This is a genomic window from Streptacidiphilus rugosus AM-16, assembly GCF_000744655.1.
GTDB classification, from domain to species: Bacteria; Actinomycetota; Actinomycetes; order Streptomycetales; family Streptomycetaceae; genus Streptacidiphilus; species Streptacidiphilus rugosus.
In genome coordinates this window covers 269,302-284,275 of record NZ_JQMJ01000003.1, presented here as the reverse complement: position 1 = coordinate 284,275, position 14,974 = coordinate 269,302, and the positions used below count along the sequence as shown (strand labels likewise).

The 14,974-nt window shown below is 71.3% G+C and carries 14 protein-coding genes and 1 pseudogene; 7 read left to right on the top strand and 8 right to left on the bottom strand.

Translation table 11 applies throughout. The features are described 5' to 3' along the window. Positions 1–12 precede the first annotated feature (12 nt). On the bottom strand, positions 13–591 hold the full coding sequence (locus tag BS83_RS04710) for a TetR/AcrR family transcriptional regulator (RefSeq protein ID WP_037601296.1): 579 nt from the start codon (positions 589–591) through the stop codon (positions 13–15). Continuing rightward, positions 584–1,375, bottom strand: coding sequence for an SDR family oxidoreductase (locus tag BS83_RS04705; RefSeq protein WP_037601294.1), 792 nt, complete (start codon positions 1,373–1,375; stop codon positions 584–586). Before BS83_RS04705 ends, BS83_RS04710 begins: the two co-directional genes overlap by 8 nt. 45 nt (positions 1,376–1,420) lie before the next feature. Between BS83_RS04705 and BS83_RS04700 the strand changes: the two genes are divergently transcribed. The 3 genes and pseudogenes from BS83_RS04700 to BS83_RS04690 all read left to right on the top strand — a co-directional run bounded on the left by BS83_RS04700 (position 1,421) and on the right by BS83_RS04690 (position 4,432). After that, positions 1,421–2,278 (top strand): enoyl-CoA hydratase, encoded by an 858-nt coding sequence (locus tag BS83_RS04700; RefSeq protein WP_037601291.1) that lies wholly within the window; start codon positions 1,421–1,423, stop codon positions 2,276–2,278. Continuing rightward, the gene (locus BS83_RS04695; RefSeq protein ID WP_037601287.1) at positions 2,278–3,414 is read left to right on the top strand and encodes an acyl-CoA dehydrogenase family protein; all 1,137 of its coding nucleotides are present in this window, start codon (positions 2,278–2,280) and stop codon (positions 3,412–3,414) included. The genes BS83_RS04700 and BS83_RS04695 overlap by 1 nt, the downstream gene beginning before the upstream one ends. 2 nt (positions 3,415–3,416) lie before the next feature. After that, positions 3,417–4,432 (top strand): annotated as a pseudogene (locus BS83_RS04690) (acyl-CoA dehydrogenase family protein). A 137-nt stretch (positions 4,433–4,569) separates the two neighbouring features. On the opposite strand, the gene BS83_RS04685 reads toward BS83_RS04690, so the two are convergent. Then, the gene (locus BS83_RS04685) at positions 4,570–5,004 is read right to left on the bottom strand and encodes a hypothetical protein (protein ID WP_037601284.1); all 435 of its coding nucleotides are present in this window, start codon (positions 5,002–5,004) and stop codon (positions 4,570–4,572) included. A 167-nt stretch (positions 5,005–5,171) separates the two neighbouring features. Between BS83_RS04685 and BS83_RS04680 the strand changes: the two genes are divergently transcribed. Continuing rightward, positions 5,172–7,202: an APC family permease gene (locus tag BS83_RS04680; protein WP_037601281.1), complete on the top strand. Its 2,031-nt coding sequence runs from the start codon at positions 5,172–5,174 to the stop codon at positions 7,200–7,202. Between the two features lie 11 nt (positions 7,203–7,213). Here BS83_RS04680 and BS83_RS04675 read toward each other — a convergent pair whose 3' ends face one another. Then, positions 7,214–7,594 carry an ArsR/SmtB family transcription factor gene (locus tag BS83_RS04675; protein WP_084713136.1) on the bottom strand — a complete coding sequence of 127 codons (381 nt, stop codon included), beginning with the start codon at positions 7,592–7,594 and terminating at the stop codon, positions 7,214–7,216. A gap of 49 nt (positions 7,595–7,643) precedes the next feature. Continuing rightward, positions 7,644–8,036 (bottom strand): VOC family protein, encoded by a 393-nt coding sequence (locus BS83_RS04670; protein WP_037601280.1) that lies wholly within the window; start codon positions 8,034–8,036, stop codon positions 7,644–7,646. A 382-nt stretch (positions 8,037–8,418) separates the two neighbouring features. On the opposite strand from BS83_RS04670, the gene BS83_RS04665 reads away from it, so the two are divergent. Together BS83_RS04665 and BS83_RS04660 are read left to right on the top strand one after the other, a co-directional pair. After that, positions 8,419–9,462 (top strand): P1 family peptidase, encoded by a 1,044-nt coding sequence (locus BS83_RS04665; RefSeq protein ID WP_037602587.1) that lies wholly within the window; start codon positions 8,419–8,421, stop codon positions 9,460–9,462. A 52-nt stretch (positions 9,463–9,514) separates the two neighbouring features. After that, entirely contained in the window at positions 9,515–10,336 is an 822-nt protein-coding gene (locus BS83_RS04660) for a protein phosphatase 2C domain-containing protein (RefSeq protein WP_037601277.1), read from the top strand. Positions 10,337–10,348: 12 nt separating this feature from the next. Here BS83_RS04660 and BS83_RS04655 read toward each other — a convergent pair whose 3' ends face one another. The 3 genes from BS83_RS04655 to BS83_RS04645 all read right to left on the bottom strand — a co-directional run bounded on the left by BS83_RS04655 (position 10,349) and on the right by BS83_RS04645 (position 12,792). Continuing rightward, positions 10,349–11,089, bottom strand: a complete 741-nt coding sequence (locus tag BS83_RS04655) for a hypothetical protein (RefSeq protein ID WP_037601274.1) — start codon at positions 11,087–11,089, stop codon at positions 10,349–10,351. A gap of 192 nt (positions 11,090–11,281) precedes the next feature. Continuing rightward, a complete protein-coding gene (locus BS83_RS04650; protein WP_037601272.1) occupies positions 11,282–12,241 on the bottom strand; it encodes a pirin family protein in 960 nt (319 codons plus the stop codon). Positions 12,242–12,366: 125 nt separating this feature from the next. Then, positions 12,367–12,792 carry an SseB family protein gene (locus BS83_RS04645; RefSeq protein WP_037601269.1) on the bottom strand — a complete coding sequence of 142 codons (426 nt, stop codon included), beginning with the start codon at positions 12,790–12,792 and terminating at the stop codon, positions 12,367–12,369. Positions 12,793–12,929: 137 nt separating this feature from the next. Here BS83_RS04645 and BS83_RS04640 point away from each other — a divergent pair, with 137 nt between their 5' ends. Continuing rightward, complete coding sequence (locus BS83_RS04640; protein ID WP_037601266.1) at positions 12,930–14,759, top strand: acyl-CoA dehydrogenase; 1,830 nt, start codon at positions 12,930–12,932, stop codon at positions 14,757–14,759. Positions 14,760–14,974: the final 215 nt, after the last annotated feature.

Sequence of the window (14,974 nt, the reverse complement as noted above, 5' to 3'; positions counted from 1 at the left end):
TGGCGCTTGCGGTCAGGGGGTGGCGATGCCGTCGAGGACCATCGACAGGTACTGGCGGGCGATCTCCTCGGGAGAGTGGCGGCCTCCGGGCCGGTACCAGGAGGCGGCGACCCAGACGGTGTCGCGGACGAAGCGGTAGGTGAGACGGATGTCGAGATCGGCACGGAACGCCTGCGCGGCGACGCCGCGTTCGAGGGTGCGCAGCCAGGCCTTCTCGAACTTCTGCTGCGAGTCGGCGAGGAACGCGAACCGCGGCTGCCGGGCCAGCTGCCCGGACTCCTTCTGGTAGATCGCGACGGCGGCGCGGTGCCGGTCGATCTCCCTGAACGACTCGGTGACCAGGGCCTCCAGTGTCGCGCGCGGGCCCAGACCGGCGTCGAGCACGGCGTCGTAGCCGGCCCAGAGGCCGTCGAGGAAGCGGGTGAGGATCTCCTCCAGCATCGATTCCTTGGAGTCGAAGTGGTAGTAGAGGCTGCCCGCGAGCATGCCGGCCTGGTCGGCGATGGTGCGGACGGTCGTCGCGTTGTAGCCCTGGTCGGCGAAGACCTCGGCGGCGGCGTCGAGGATCTCCGCGCGCCGGACTCTAGGCATGCTGGCTGCTGACCGAGACGGTCTCGCCGGTCATGTACGAGGAGTAGCCGCTGGCCAGGAATACGATGACGTTGGCCACCTCCCACGGCTCGGCGTAGCGGCCGAAGGCCTCGCGCTCGGTCAGCTCCGCCAGCAGTTCGGGCGTGGTCACCTTCACCAGGTGCGGGTGCATGGCCAGGCTCGGCGCGACCGCGTTGACCCGGACGCCGAACTCGGCGGCCTCCACGGCGGCGCAGCGGGTGAGCGCCATGACGCCCGCCTTCGCCGCGGCGTAGTGCGACTGGCCGGCCTGCGCCCGCCAGCCCACCACCGAGGCGTTGTTGACGATCACGCCGCCGCGGCCCGAGGCCTTCAGTGCGCGCAGCGCCGCGCGGGTGCAGCGCATGGTGCCGCCGAGGGTCACGTCGAGGACGCGGTCCCACTGCTCGTCCGTCATGTCGACCAGGGCGGCCGTGCTGCCCAGGCCGGCGTTGTTGACGACGATGTCCAGCTCGCCGTGCGCCGCCCGGGCGGCCGCGAACAGCTCCTGGACCTGGGCCTCCTCGGTGACGTCGCAGGGCACCGAGGCCACCCGCTCCGTGCCGAACTCGGCGGCCAGCGCCTCCGCGGACTCCTTCAGCCGGCGCGCGTGGGCGTCGCTGACCAGGACGCGGGCGCCCTCCTCCAGGAACCGCCGGGCCGTCGCACCGCCGATCCCGGCGCCGGCGGCGGCGGTGATCACCGCGCTCCGACCGGTCAGCAGACCGTGCCCGGAGACGTAGCGGGGCGTATCGACGTCTGTCATAGGCGTACGTTAACCTACCAAACACTTGTTAGGGAAGGAGAGCCGATGAGCGCCGCTCCACCGGATGACGAGGCGCCCGTTCTGTACGAACGGCGCGGCCCGGTCGCCTTCGTGACGATGAACCGCCCGCGCTACCGCAACGCGCAGAACTCCGCGATGACCTACGCCCTCGACGCCGCCTTCTATCGCGCGGCCGACGACGGCGAGGTCAGGGTCGTGGTCCTGGGCGGCGCGGGCGAGCACTTCTCCGCCGGTCACGACATCGGCACGCCCGGCCGCGACGCGCATCTGCCCTTCGACCGCCGGGCCGGCCTGTGGTGGGACCACTCCGACAAGCAGGGCGCGGAGAGTCGCTACGCCCGTGAGTCCGAGGTCTACCTCGGCATGTGCCGCCGCTGGCGGGAGCTGCCCAAGCCGGTCGTCGCCTCGGTCCAGGGGGCGTGCGTGGCAGGCGGGTTGATGCTGGCCTGGGTCTGCGATCTGATCGTCGCGGCCGAGGACGCCTTCTTCGCCGACCCGGTCGTCAGGATGGGGATCCCCGGGGTGGAGTACTTCGCCCACCCGTGGGTGATGCCGCCCAGGATCGCCAAGGAGTTCCTCTACACCGGCGACCGGATCGGCGCCGTGCGCGCCTACGAGCTCGGCATGGTCAACCGCGTCGTCCCGCGCGCCGAGCTGGCCGAGCGCACCCTCGAACTCGCCGAGCGCATCGCCGAGATGCCGCGGCTCGGCCTCGCGCTCACCAAGCGCGCCGTCAACCAGGCGGAGGATCTGCAGGGCCTGCACGCGGGGCTGGACTCCGTCTTCGGCCTGCACCACCTCGCCCACGCCCACAACGCCGAGGTCGCGGCCGACTCCCTCGGCGGGATGGACATCGCGAAGATGAAGAAGGCGGGCCAGTAGTGGAGTTGCAGCACACGCCCGAGGTCGAGGCGTTCCGCGCCGAGGCCCGCGCCTGGCTGGCCGCGCACGCCCCGGCCACGCCGCTGCCCTCCCTGGAGACCCGCGAGGGCTTCGCCGCGCACCGCGCCTGGGAGGCGGAGCTCGCGGCCGACCGCTGGTCGGTGGTGTCCTGGCCCGAGGAGTACGGCGGTCGCGGCGCGGACATCATGCGCTGGCTGGTCTTCGAGGAGGAGTACTTCGCCGTCGGCGCCCCCGGCCGGGTCTCGCAGAACGGCATCAACCTGCTGGCTCCGACCCTCTTCGACCACGGCACGGCCGAGCAGCGCGCGCGGGTGCTGCCGCCGATGGCGAGCGGCGAGGTGATCTGGGCCCAGGCCTGGTCCGAGCCCGAGTCCGGCTCCGATCTCGCCTCGCTGCGCTCCACCGCTGTGCGCACGGACGACGGCTGGCTGCTGAACGGCCAGAAGACCTGGTCCTCGCGGGCCGCCTTCGCCGACCGCGCCTTCGGCCTCTTCCGCAGCGAGCCCGGCCTGCCGCGGCCGCACCAGGGGCTCACCTACCTCATGTTCGACCTCGGGGCGCCCGGCGTGACGGTGCGTCCGATCGGGCGGCTGGACGGCAAGCCGGCCTTCGCCGAGCTGTTCCTTGACGGGGTCTTCGTGCCCGACGAGGACGTGATCGGCGCGGTCGGCGAGGGCTGGCGGGTCGCGATGAGCACCGCGGGGAACGAGCGCGGGCTCACCCTGCGCTCGCCCGGCCGGTTCCTGGCGTCCGCCCGGCGGCTGGCCGCGCTCTGGCGGGAGTCGGCCGATCCGGCGCTCGCACCGCGCGTCGCGGACGCGCTGATCGGTGCGCGCGCCTACCAGCTCTTCACCTACGCCAACGCCTCGCGTTTCGCCGCGGGCGCCGCGATCGGAGCGGAGTCCAGCCTCAACAAGGTGTTCTGGTCCGAGTACGACATCGCCCTGCACGAGACGGCCTTGGACCTGCTGGGCGGCGAGGCCGAACTGGCGGACGGGCCCTGGGCGGAGAGCTGGGTCTTCTCCCTGGCCGGGCCGATCTACGCGGGCACCAACGAGATCCAGCGCGACATCATCGCCGAGCGCCTGCTCGGCCTGCCCAAAGGACGGCGGTAGCGGTGCGGTTCCTTCTCGACGACGAGCAGCGCGCCTTCGCGCACTCGCTGGACGCGATGCTCTCCGCCGCCGACGTCCCGGCCGTCGCCCGGGCCTGGTCGGGCGGCGCCCCGGCCCCGGCCGCGCCCTCTGGTCCGGTCTGGCCGAGGCGGGCGTCCTCGCCCTGGCCGTCCCCGGGCCGTTCGAAGGTGTGGGGCCGCTCCCGCTCGAACTGGCCGTCGCCTTCGAGGTCCTGGGCCGTCACGCCGTCCCCGGTCCGCTGGTGGAGACGGTCGCCGCGGCGACACTCCTGGCCGAACTGGGTGAGCCCGCGCTCGCCAAGGCCTGGCTCCCCGGCATCGCCACCGGCACCGCGGTGCTCAGCCTGGCACGCCTCGACACCGCCTCGGCCTCGCCGTTCACCTCCCGCTACGCGCTCGACGCCGACAGCGCGGACGCCGTCCTCGTCGTCTCCGACGACGAGCTGCGCGCGGCCGTCGTCCCCGGACCGCCCCCGCTCGCCTCGCACGACCCGGCACGTCGGCTCCACCGGCCCGACGCCGGCGGCGAAATCCTCGCCTCCGGCCCGCCGGTGCGCCGCGCCGCGGAACGCGCGGGGCTGGTCGCGGCGCTGGTCACCGCCGCCCAGTCGCTCGGCGTCGGGCGGACGCTGCTCGCGCGGACCGTCGGGTACGTCAAGGAGCGACGCCAGTTCGGCGCGGCGATCGGCTCGTTCCAGGCGGTCAAGCACCGCCTTGCTGACGTGCTGATCGCGCTGGAGTTCGCGCAGCCGCTCGTCCACGCCGCCGCGCTCTCGCTCGACAGCCGCGACGTCGCCATGGCCAAGGTCGCCGCAGGCGAGGCCGCCTGCACCGCCGCCCGCGCCGCCCTCCAGCTCCACGGCGCGATCGGTTACACCGAGGAGCTCGACCTCAGCCTCTGGCTCCGCAAGGCCCGTCCTCTCCGCGACGCCTGGGGTACGCCTGCCGCCTGCCGAACGCTCGTCGTCGAGTCGGCCGCGCTCGGTCGATCCGGCTGACGCCGTTCCACTACTGCCTTGTGGCGTACGGCAGGACCGGCCCCTGGCTCTACTTCACGCTCCGGGCCTGACGTTTCCCCGGTCAGGTGCGGGGCTCGGCCGGAAGCGGCGGAGCCCCGCACCCGTGCCGTGCGGTTCTAGTTCCAGGCCGAGGGGTGCGTCCGTTCCGGCATCTCCGGTTCGAACCACTCCAGGGACGCGCGGCGGAAGCGGCGCCGTGCGGTCCGGACGCCGTGCAGGGCGCGGCCGAGGAAGGGGAGCAACGCGGCGGCGAGGAGCGCGGCGAGGCGGTAGGCGTCGGTGGTTCCGTTCCACCCGAGGACGCCGAAGCGGTGTTCGACGAAGCCGTCGAAGCAGAGCCAGAAGACGGGGACCACGACCAGCGCCGCCCTCGGCCCCGAGCCGCGGCGGGTCACGGCCGCGCAGGCCGCGCCGACGACGACCAGGCCCAGCACGGCGTGCTTCGGCGTGGTCACCGCGCCGGCGAACACCGAGACCGCCGCCGCGACGCCGAAGGCGAGCACGAAGAGCAGCGGCGTGGGCATGTCGACGGGGGCGGAGTCCTGGAACACATGGTCATCACAGCCGCGCCCGCCCGGGGTTTCGAGAGGCCTTGACGCTTTCCATACGCCGGGCGTCCGCATTCTGACGCCTTCTTTGCGCCCCGCGCACGGGGGATCGGATCGGTGGCGGCGCGGCGAGATCAGGACAGATATGGCCAATCACCTAGTCTCGGTTCGTGGTGAACATCCCCCAGGCCCTCAAACGTCTGGTCATCGGCCGGGCCATGCGCAGCGAAGAGCTCGGCGAGACCTTGCTGCCCAAGCGCCTGGCGTTGCCGATCTTCGCCTCGGACCCGCTCTCCTCCGTCGCCTACGCGACCCAGGAGATCCTGCTGGTACTGACCATCGGCGGCACGGCCTTCCTCTACCTCACCCCGTGGATCGGTCTCGCGGTCGTGGTGCTGATGGCGGTCGTGGTGATGTCCTACCGGCAGGTCGTCTACGCCTACCCGAGCGGCGGCGGATCCTACGAGGTCGTCTCGTCCAACCTCGGGGCCAACGCGGGCCTGGTCGTCGCGGCCTCGCTGCTGGTCGACTACGTGATGACGGTCGCGGTCTCGGTCGCCTCCGGCGTGGACAACATCATCTCCGCGTTCAACGGGCTCGCGGACTACCGGGTGCTGATGGCCGTCATCTTCATCGCGCTGCTGGCGGCGGTGAACCTGCGCGGGGTGCGTGAGTCCGGCAACGCCTTCGCGGCGCCGACCTACCTCTTCATCGCGGGCATCGTGCTGATGGTGGTCACCGGGTTCGTCAAGATGGCCTTCGGGCACTCGCCGGTCGCCTCCAGCGCGCAGTACCCGATCACGCCGGAGGACCACAAGAACACCCTGACCGGCTTCGCCCTGCTGATGCTCGCCCTGCGCGCCTTCGCTTCCGGCTGTACCGCGCTGACCGGTGTCGAGGCGATCTCCAACGGCGTCCCCGCCTTCCGCAAGCCGAAGTCGCGCAACGCCGCGCAGACCATGTCGGTCATGGGCATCACCGCCGTGGTGATGTTCTCCGGCATCACGATCCTGGCGCTGACCTCGAAGATCCACATCACCGCCGACGGCTGCCAGCTCGTCGGCTTCCCCGACTGCTCCACCGCGCCGCAGCAGACCGTCATCGCGCAGCTCGCGGCGGCGATCTTCGGCGGCGACCACAGCCTGCTCTTCTACTACATCCAGGCCGTCACCGCGCTGGTCCTGATCCTGGCTGCGAACACCGCCTTCAACGGTTTCCCGCTGCTCGCGTCGATCCTCGCCCAGCACCGCTACCTGCCGCGCCAACTGCACACCCGCGGCGACCGGCTCGCCTACTCCAACGGCATCCTCGCGCTGGCACTGGTCAACGTGGCGCTGATGGTCGCCTACAAGGCGGACGTCACCAGCCTGATCCACCTCTACATCCTGGGCGTCTTCACCTCGTTCACGCTCTCGCAGATCGGCATGGTCCGGCACTGGAACGCCCTGCTGCGGGTCGAGGAGGATCCGAGGGTGCGCGGCGCGGCCAAGCGCTCACGGGTCATCAACTCCTTCGGTGCGGTCACCACCGGCCTGGTCCTGGTGATCGTGCTGGCGACCAAGTTCACCCAGGGAGCCTGGCTGGCGGTGGTCGCCGCGATCTTCCTCTTCGTCAACATGAAGGCCATCCGGCGCCACTACGACGCCGTCTCCGACGAGCTGGAGGTCGAGGACCCGAGCGGCGAGCGGGCCAGGCCGGCCAGGGTCCACGGCGTGGTGCTGGTCTCCAAGCTGCACAAGGCGACCCTGCGGGCCCTCGGCTACGCCGAGGCGCTGCGTCCGGACACGCTGGAGGCCGTCACCGTCTCCGTCGACCGGGGCGAGGCCACCCAGCTCGAACGGACGTGGAGCGAGTACGAGATCGACGTGCCGCTCAAGGTCCTCGACTCGCCCTTCAGGGAGATCACCCGGCCGGTCGTCGCGTACGTCCGCGCACTGCGCAAGGACGCGCCGCGCGACGCGGTGGCGGTCTTCATCCCCGAGTACGTGGTCGGTCACTGGTGGGAGCAGCCGCTGCACAACCAGTCGGCGCTGTGGCTCAAGAGCCGGCTGCTCTTCATGCCGGGCGTGATGGTGATCAGCGTGCCCTGGCAGCTGGCCTCGTCCAAGCTGGCCGGCGGCCCCAGCCGCCGCGCGCCCGGATCCGTCCGCCGCGGCGAGCCCGTCGGCCGCCAGCAGCCGAGGCCCCCGGCGGTGCGGTAGCGCGCAGCGGCTCAGTCGCCCACGCGGAGGTGGGCGACGTGGTAGACGGCCTGGTCGAGCAGGGCTGAGACGTGGTCGTCGTAGAGCGCGTACACGACGGACCTGCCCTGCCGCTCGCGCGCGACCAGGCCCAGGTTGCGCAGCAGCCGCAGCTGGTGCGAGCAGGACGACTGCTCCATCCGGACGTCCGCCGCCAGCTCCTTGGGCGTGCAGGGCCCCTGCCGCAGCCGGGAGAGGATCCGCAGCCGCGACGGGGTCGCCAGGGCCTGCAGCGTGCTCGCCACCCGCTCCGCGTCGGCGGCGTCGAGCGCCGCGGCGGCGGGCACGTCGAGCGCCGCGGGCGCGGACTGCGCGTCGACGGCGGAAGCGGGGGCGGCGGCTCCGGGGACCATGGTTTTCATCGTACTCAGGCGGCCCGCGCGTGCCCGTCCAGCGCCGGGATCAGCCCAGTGCCAGCCACTGCTGGAGCTCGACGACGTTGCCCTCGGGGTCGCGCAGGTAGGCCACGAGCAGGCGGTCGCCCATCGGCGCCGGTCCGGGCTCGACCACGGCACCGCGCTCGGTCAGCTCCGCGCAGGCCTTCTCCAGGTCGTCCACGCGCAACGCGATCAGCGCGCGCAGGCCCTCGCCGGGCGGGATGGCGGCGTCGGTCAGCAGCGCGGCGACGTGGTCGCGCTGCTGCAGGGCGACGGCGGCGCTGCCGCCGGGCGGGCTGAGCTTGGCGTAGGGACCCTGCTCGGCATCGAACTGGGGGGTGAGTCCGACGACGTCGCGATAGAACCGGTAGACGGCGGGAAAGTCGGTGACCAGCAGTCGTATCTGCGTGAGCTCCATACCCCGCACGCTAGCGCGCCCTCCCCCGGCGATGAGTGCGTTGCACCCTCCGGGGGCGCGGTACCTGTCGACGATGGGTCGGTTGCACTCTCCAGGGGCGCGAGGAACTGCGCGCCTCCGGCGCGCGGGCGCGGTGCCTGTCAGCAAAGGGCGAGTTGCAACATCCAGGGGCGCGAGGAACTGCGCGCCTCCGGCGCGCGGGCATGACGGGTCCCGACAGAGAGCCAGTTGCACTCCCCCAGGGGCGCGAGGAACTGCGCGACAAGCCACCGATGAGCGGATGGTCCTCGACGCGCAGGGCCATCCGCACGGGGTGGTTCCTCGCCTGCAGATGTGCCGCGCCCGTCGTGAGGCGAAGCCGTGGCGGTGCGAGACTGACGGGGTGACGGCTACGACAGGTGCACTCGCCAACGCGCTCACCGACGTGCCCGGGTTCAGGGTCGGGCACGCCCAGCGGGTGGGGGAGGGGTGGCTGACCGGGGTCAGCGTCGTGCTCGCGCCGGAGGGGGGCGCCGTCGCGGGCGTGGAGGTGCGCGGGGGCGGGCCGGGGACGCGGGAGACGGACGCGCTGGATCCGCGCAACCTCGTGCCGCGGGTGGACGCGGTCGTCCTCTCGGGCGGCAGCGCCTTCGGGCTGGACGCCGCGGGCGGGGTGGTCGGGTGGTTGGAGGAGCAGGGCCGGGGGTTCAGGGTCGGGACGGAGCCGACGCAGGTCGTGCCGGTCGTCCCCGCCGCCGCGCTCTTCGACCTGGGCCGGGGCGGCGACTGGCGGGCACGCCCCGACGCGGCCCTTGGCCGTCAAGCCGCCCAGGCCGCCGCGTCCGCGGTCGTCCAGGGCAACGTCGGCGCGGGGACCGGCGCCGTCGCCGGCGGGCTCAAGGGCGGGATCGGGACGGCGTCCCTGCGGCTGCCGTCCGGGATCACCGTCGGCGCGCTGGTCGCGGTCAACGCCGTCGGCTCGGCGGTGGACCCGGTGTCGGGGGAGCTCTACGCCGCCCGCTTCGGCGAGCCGGGTGAGTTCCCCGCGCTCGCCCTGTCGCCGCAGGACGGACCGCCCGCGGAGCGCCCCGGCGCGCTGAACACCACCCTCGCCGTCGTCGCCACCGACGTCGCCCTCACCAAGGCCCAGGCCCACAAGCTCGCGGGCACCGCCCACGACGGTCTGGCCCGCGCCCTGCGCCCGGTGCACCTGCTCTCCGACGGCGACACCGTCTTCGCCCTGGCCTCCGGGGCCCGCCCGCTGCCGGCGCCGGAAGGTGATCCGGCCTTTGCGGTCCATGCCGAGGCGGGGGCGCTCAACGAGATCTTCGCGGCCGCGGCGGACGTGGTCACCCGCGCCATCGGGCACGCCATGCTGGCGGCCGAGTCGGTGGGTGGGTTCCGTAGTTTTCGGGACATGTGTGCGAACCAGCCGAATAGCGGGTGATGGCGCGTCAAAGTCCTGCCGATCAACGCCGGAGCGCCGCACACTGGCAAGCATGCGTGTGGAGATGGCGGGGGAACCGCAGCGGGTCGACCGTCCGAACGAGGATTTCGTGGCGTCGTCCGGCGACGCCTTCGTCATGCTGGACGGCTGCAGCTCGCCGACGGCGATGGAGAACGGCTGTGAGCACGGGACGGCCTGGTTCGTCCGCCGTCTCGGCGTGCACCTGCTGGCCCGGCTGACGGACCGGCCGGACCGGACGATGGCCCAGTGTCTGAGCGACGCCATCGCCGAGACGGCGTCCCTGCACGGTGCCCGGTGCGATCTCGCGCATCCGAACACGCCCGCCGCGATGGTCGTCGCGGCCCGAGGTCACGGCCCCTCGCTGCAGTACCTCGTACTCGGGGACTCGCAGCTGGTGCTCGACCGCGACGGCAACTACGCCGTGATCGGCGACAACCAGCCCTTTCCCGCGGGGGAGGGCCTGCGCCGCCAGGTCTACGCGGCCGCCCACGGCAGTCCTGAACGGGCCTCCCTGCACATGCGCTACGCGCTGGCGGTGCGGGCCGCGCGGAACACCGGGCACGGCCCGTGGGTCGCCTCCGCGCTGCCCCGCGCGGCGGAGTTCGCCGAGACGGGCAGCGCCCCGCTCGCCGAGCTCCGCGCGTTCGCGGCGCTCACCGACGGGGCGGCGCGGTTCGTCGACCGGTTCGATCTGGGCGGCTGGCCCGACGCGATGCGTCTGATGGACCAGCGCGGCCCGGCCGAGCTGGTCCGCCGGGTCCGCGAGGCCGAGGCCACGGACCCGGCGTGCGCCCGCTGGCCGCGGGGCAAGAGCCGTGACGACGCCACGGCCCTCTACGCCCGCGTGCGCTAGCGCTTCGCCGCGTCAGCTGACGCGGAAGTAGCTCCAGCCGGAGTTGGCGCCGGTGTTCACGCCGTCACCGGCGTAGCTGAAAGAGACGCGCTCGTTCAGGCCCTTGAACTGCGGGACGTCCTGGAACCAGACGCTGAACGCGCTGTACTGCTTGTCCAGCTGGAAGCCGCCGGAGTTCGCGGTGCGCCAAGCGCCGTGGTAGTAGACCTGCCAGGTGAGGTTGACGGACTCGCCGCCCTTGTTCTGCAGGACCTGGCCGCCGAAGACCGGCTTGCCCTTGTTACCGGCCAGGGTGTTGTAGTGGTACAGGTGGTACGCGCCGCTGGTGCCGTAGTAGCCGAACATGCGGCTGGTGACCCCGGCGGAGGAGTAGACCACGCGCTTGGCCGACGCGGCGGCGTCCTTGGAGTCGCCGGCGAACTTCGCGGTGAAGGTGGTGTTGCGGCTCATCTTGGCGTAGGCGACCAGGTTGCCGTTGCGGTCGACGTTGGCCTTCTTGAGGACCCAGGAGCCGGCGCCCCAGCCGGCGCCGTCGATCTCGACCGTGCGGTTGGCGGCCGTCGGGCCCAGGTGCGCCGTCAGGGTGGCCCACTGGCCGTACTTGGCCCAGGTGACGTTGGCGCTCAGCGACAGCGTGGTCGGCTTGAGCGTGGCGGCCGTGTGCGTGGTCGCGGCCATGGCCGGCGCGGCGCCCATCGCGAGGACGGCGGCGGTGGCGGCCAGAGCGGTGGCAGCGGAAGTACGAAGCTTCACGAAAGAAAGACCCCCAGAACAAGCGTGTGTGAACACGCCGTAAATACCGACGCGGGCAGGGCGCTGCAGTCGACCCGCACAGCGCATCGGCTGTGAATAGTCTGAACGTTAGACCATAGGTATGACAGACGCGCCGGAGCCCCGTCCATTTAATTCGTGGACGGGGCTCCGGCGGGACTGACGGTGCGTCGATCAGGACGCGGACGGGGGGATCTGCCCGAATCGTCCGGCGTTGAAATCCTCGATTGCCTGCTGCAGTTCCTGATGACTGTTCATCACGAAAGGTCCGTAGTGTGCGACCGGTTCGCGGATGGGCAGGCCGCCGAGAATGATGACGTCGAGATTGGGCGAGCGCGACTCCTGCATCGCCGACGCCTGCAGGGCGATGCTGTCGCCGTCGCCGAAGACCGCCGCCTGGCCCATGTGGATCGGACGGTTCTCCTCGCCCACCGTGCCCTCGCCGTTCAGGACGTAGACGAGCGCGTTGAAGTCCGGGCGCCACGGCAGGGTGATCCTGGCTCCGGGGCTGACGGTGGCGTGGATCATGGTGATCGGGGTGAAGGTCGAGCCGGGCCCGTCGTGGCCGCCGAGGTCGCCGGCGATGAGGCGCAGCACCGCGCCGCCGTCCGGGGTGGTCAGCAGCTTCACCTCGCCGCCGTGGATGTCCTGGTACTTCGGCTCGATCATCTTGTCCGAGGCCGGCAGGTTCACCCACAGCTGGATTCCGTGGAAGAGGCCGCCGGTGAGGACCAGCGACTCGGGCGGGGTCTCGATGTGCAGGATCCCGGAACCCGCCGTCATCCACTGGGTGTCGCCGCCGCCGAGAAATCCGCCGCCGCCGGTGGAGTCCTGGTGCACGAACTCGCCGTCGATCAGGTAGGTGACGGTCTCGAAGCCGCGGTGCGGGTGCCAGGGGGTTCCCTTGGGCTCGCCGGCCGCGTACTCCACCTCACCCATCTGGTCCATCATGATGAACGGGTCGAGGAACTTCGTATTGATCTTGGCGAAGGCCCGGCGGACCGGGAATCCCTCGCCCTCGAAGCCCTCGGGCGCGGTGACGACGCCCAGGACCGGGCGTGCGGTCGTCGCCGCCGGGTCGGGCGTCTCCACCCGCGGCAGAACCAGCGGGTTCTCAACGGTCACAGCGGGCATGGCTGCCTCCTCGGCTCTTGCGTCACGTCCAAAGTAGTTGAACGTTGAACCGTGAAGCAAGTTGAAGCGTCAACTAATTCCCCGCCCCTTGCCCCGCCCCTCCGGGTCCGGCTCTCCGTGGACCGTCAGCCGTACATCCTCCGCATGGTGAAATCGACCATCTGTTCGACAGACTTCGCGTCGAAGACCATCCGGTGCTCGCCCTCCATGTCCATCGCGAAGCCGTAGCCGGTGGGCAGCAGGTCGAGCACCTCTGCCCCGCTGACCGTGAAGTACTTCGAGTCCTTGCCCGCGTAGCGGCGCAGCTCCTTGAGGGAGCTGAACATCGGGATCACCGGCTGCGGCGTGTTGTGCAGGGCCAGGAAGCCGGGGCGTTCGCCGCGCGGGCAGTAGACCTTGGAGGTGATGAAGACCGACTGGAAGTCCTCGACCGTCATCGCGCCCGAGGTGAAGGCCCGGACCGCGTCCGCCAGCGAGGGCGGAGTGGGCTCCGGGTAGGGCTGCTGGTAACCCTGGTTCGGCCCCTGCTGGGGCTGCTCATAGCCGTACACGGGTCAAGGCTAGCGACAGATGTGACGCAGGACAGATCCCGGAGGGGTTGATCTAAGTTACCCTTGGGTAGCATCATGGTGGCTACTTGCTGGTAGATCGCTGTAGATCTTGTCGATCGAGTTGAGGGTTCACGACTATGGGTCACTACAAGTCCAACCTCCGCGACCTTGAGTTCAACCTCTTCGAGGTACTCGGTCGCGACGAGGTCTACGGCACCGGGCCGTTCGCCGACATGGACGTCGAGACGGCGAAGTCCATCCTGAGCGAGATCTCCCGCCTCGCGGAGAACGAGCTGGCGGCCTCCTTCGCCGACGCCGACCGCAACCCGCCGGTCTTCGACCCGGAGACCAACACCGCGCCGATACCCGCGACGTTCAAGAAGAGCTACGAGGCCTTCATGGACGCCGAGTGGTGGCGTCTGGGCATCCCGGAGGCGATCGGCGGCACGCCCACCCCGAACTCGCTGGTCTGGGCGTACGCCGAGATGGTGCTCGGCGCCAACCCGGCCATCTGGATGTACTCCTCCGGCCCGGCCTTCGCCGGCGTCGTCGAGGAGGAGGGCACCGAGGAGCAGCACAAGGTCGCCCAGCTGATGGTCGACAAGGGCTGGGGCGCCACCATGGTGCTGACCGAGCCCGACGCGGGCTCCGACGTCGGCGCCGGCCGCACCAAGGCCGTGCTGCAGGAGGACGGCTCCTGGCACATCGAGGGCGTCAAGCGCTTCATCACCTCGGGCGAGCACGACATGTCCGAGAACATCATCCACCTGGTGCTGGCCCGCCCCGAGGGCCACGGCCCCGGCACCAAGGGCCTCTCCCTTTTCATCGTGCCGAAGTACGACTTCGACTGGGAGACCGGCGAGCTGGGCGAGCGCAACGGCGCCTACGCCACCAACGTCGAGCACAAGATGGGCCTCAAGGCTTCGAACACCTGCGAGATGACCTTCGGCGCCAAGCACCCGGCCAAGGGCTGGCTGGTCGGCGAGAAGCACGACGGCATCCGGCAGATGTTCCGCATCATCGAGTTCGCCCGCATGATGGTCGGCACGAAGGCGATCGCCACCCTCTCCACCGGCTACCTGAACGCGCTGGAGTACGCCAAGGAGCGCGTGCAGGGCCCGGACCTGGCCGAGTTCCTCGACAAGACCGCGCCTCGCGTCACCATCACGCACCACCCGGACGTGCGCCGCTCGCTGCTCACGCAGAAGGCCTACGCCGAGGGCATGCGCGCCCTGGTCCTCTACACGGCCTCCGTGCAGGACGAGATCCAGCTGGCCAAGGCCCGCGGCGAGGACGCCTCCGCGCCCGAGCGCCTGAACGACCTGCTGCTGCCGATCGTCAAGGGCTACGGCTCGGAGAAGTCCTACGAGCAGCTCGCCCAGTCGCTGCAGACCTTCGGCGGCTCCGGCTTCCTGCAGGAGTACCCGATCGAGCAGTACATCCGGGACGCCAAGATCGACACCCTGTACGAGGGCACCACCGCCATCCAGGGCCAGGACTTCTTCTTCCGGAAGATCGTCAAGGACCAGGGCCAGGCGCTGACCGCCCTGTCGGAGCAGATCCTCAAGTCGATCGCGGGCGGCGTGGGCGGCGAGGAGCTGGCCGCCGAGCGCGACCTGCTGGCCGCCGCCGCGGGCGACCTGGAGGCCATCGTCGGCGCGATGCTGGCCCAGCTCGGCTCGGTCGAGCAGGACCTGCGCAACATGTACAAGGTCGGCCAGAACACCACCCGACTGCTGCTCGCCTCCGGCGACGTGGTCATCGGCTGGCTGCTGATGCGCGCCGCGGCGGTGGCCCAGGCCAAGCTGGCCGCCGGTGCGTCCGAGAAGGACGTGCCGTTCTACCAGGGCAAGATCGCGGCGGCCCGCTTCTTCACCCGGAACGTCCTGCCGGGCGTCCACACGCAGCGTCTGCTCGCCGAGGGCATCGACAACGCGATCATGGACCTCCCCGAGGCGGCGTTCTGACCGGAAGGTCACCCGGTCGGCGCTGACCGACGGACGCGCTGACCGAGAACGGAGCACCAAGGCCCGGACCCTCAGGGGTCCGGGCCTTCGCCGTCCCCTGCCCGCACGCCGGGCGCCTCACCGCCCGGCCCCGTCCTCGCCCCGCAACCGTCCGGCCCCGTCCGCCGCTCCCCTCGTCCGCTCGTCCCCCGCCCGGTGGGGGCACGGGCCTATGC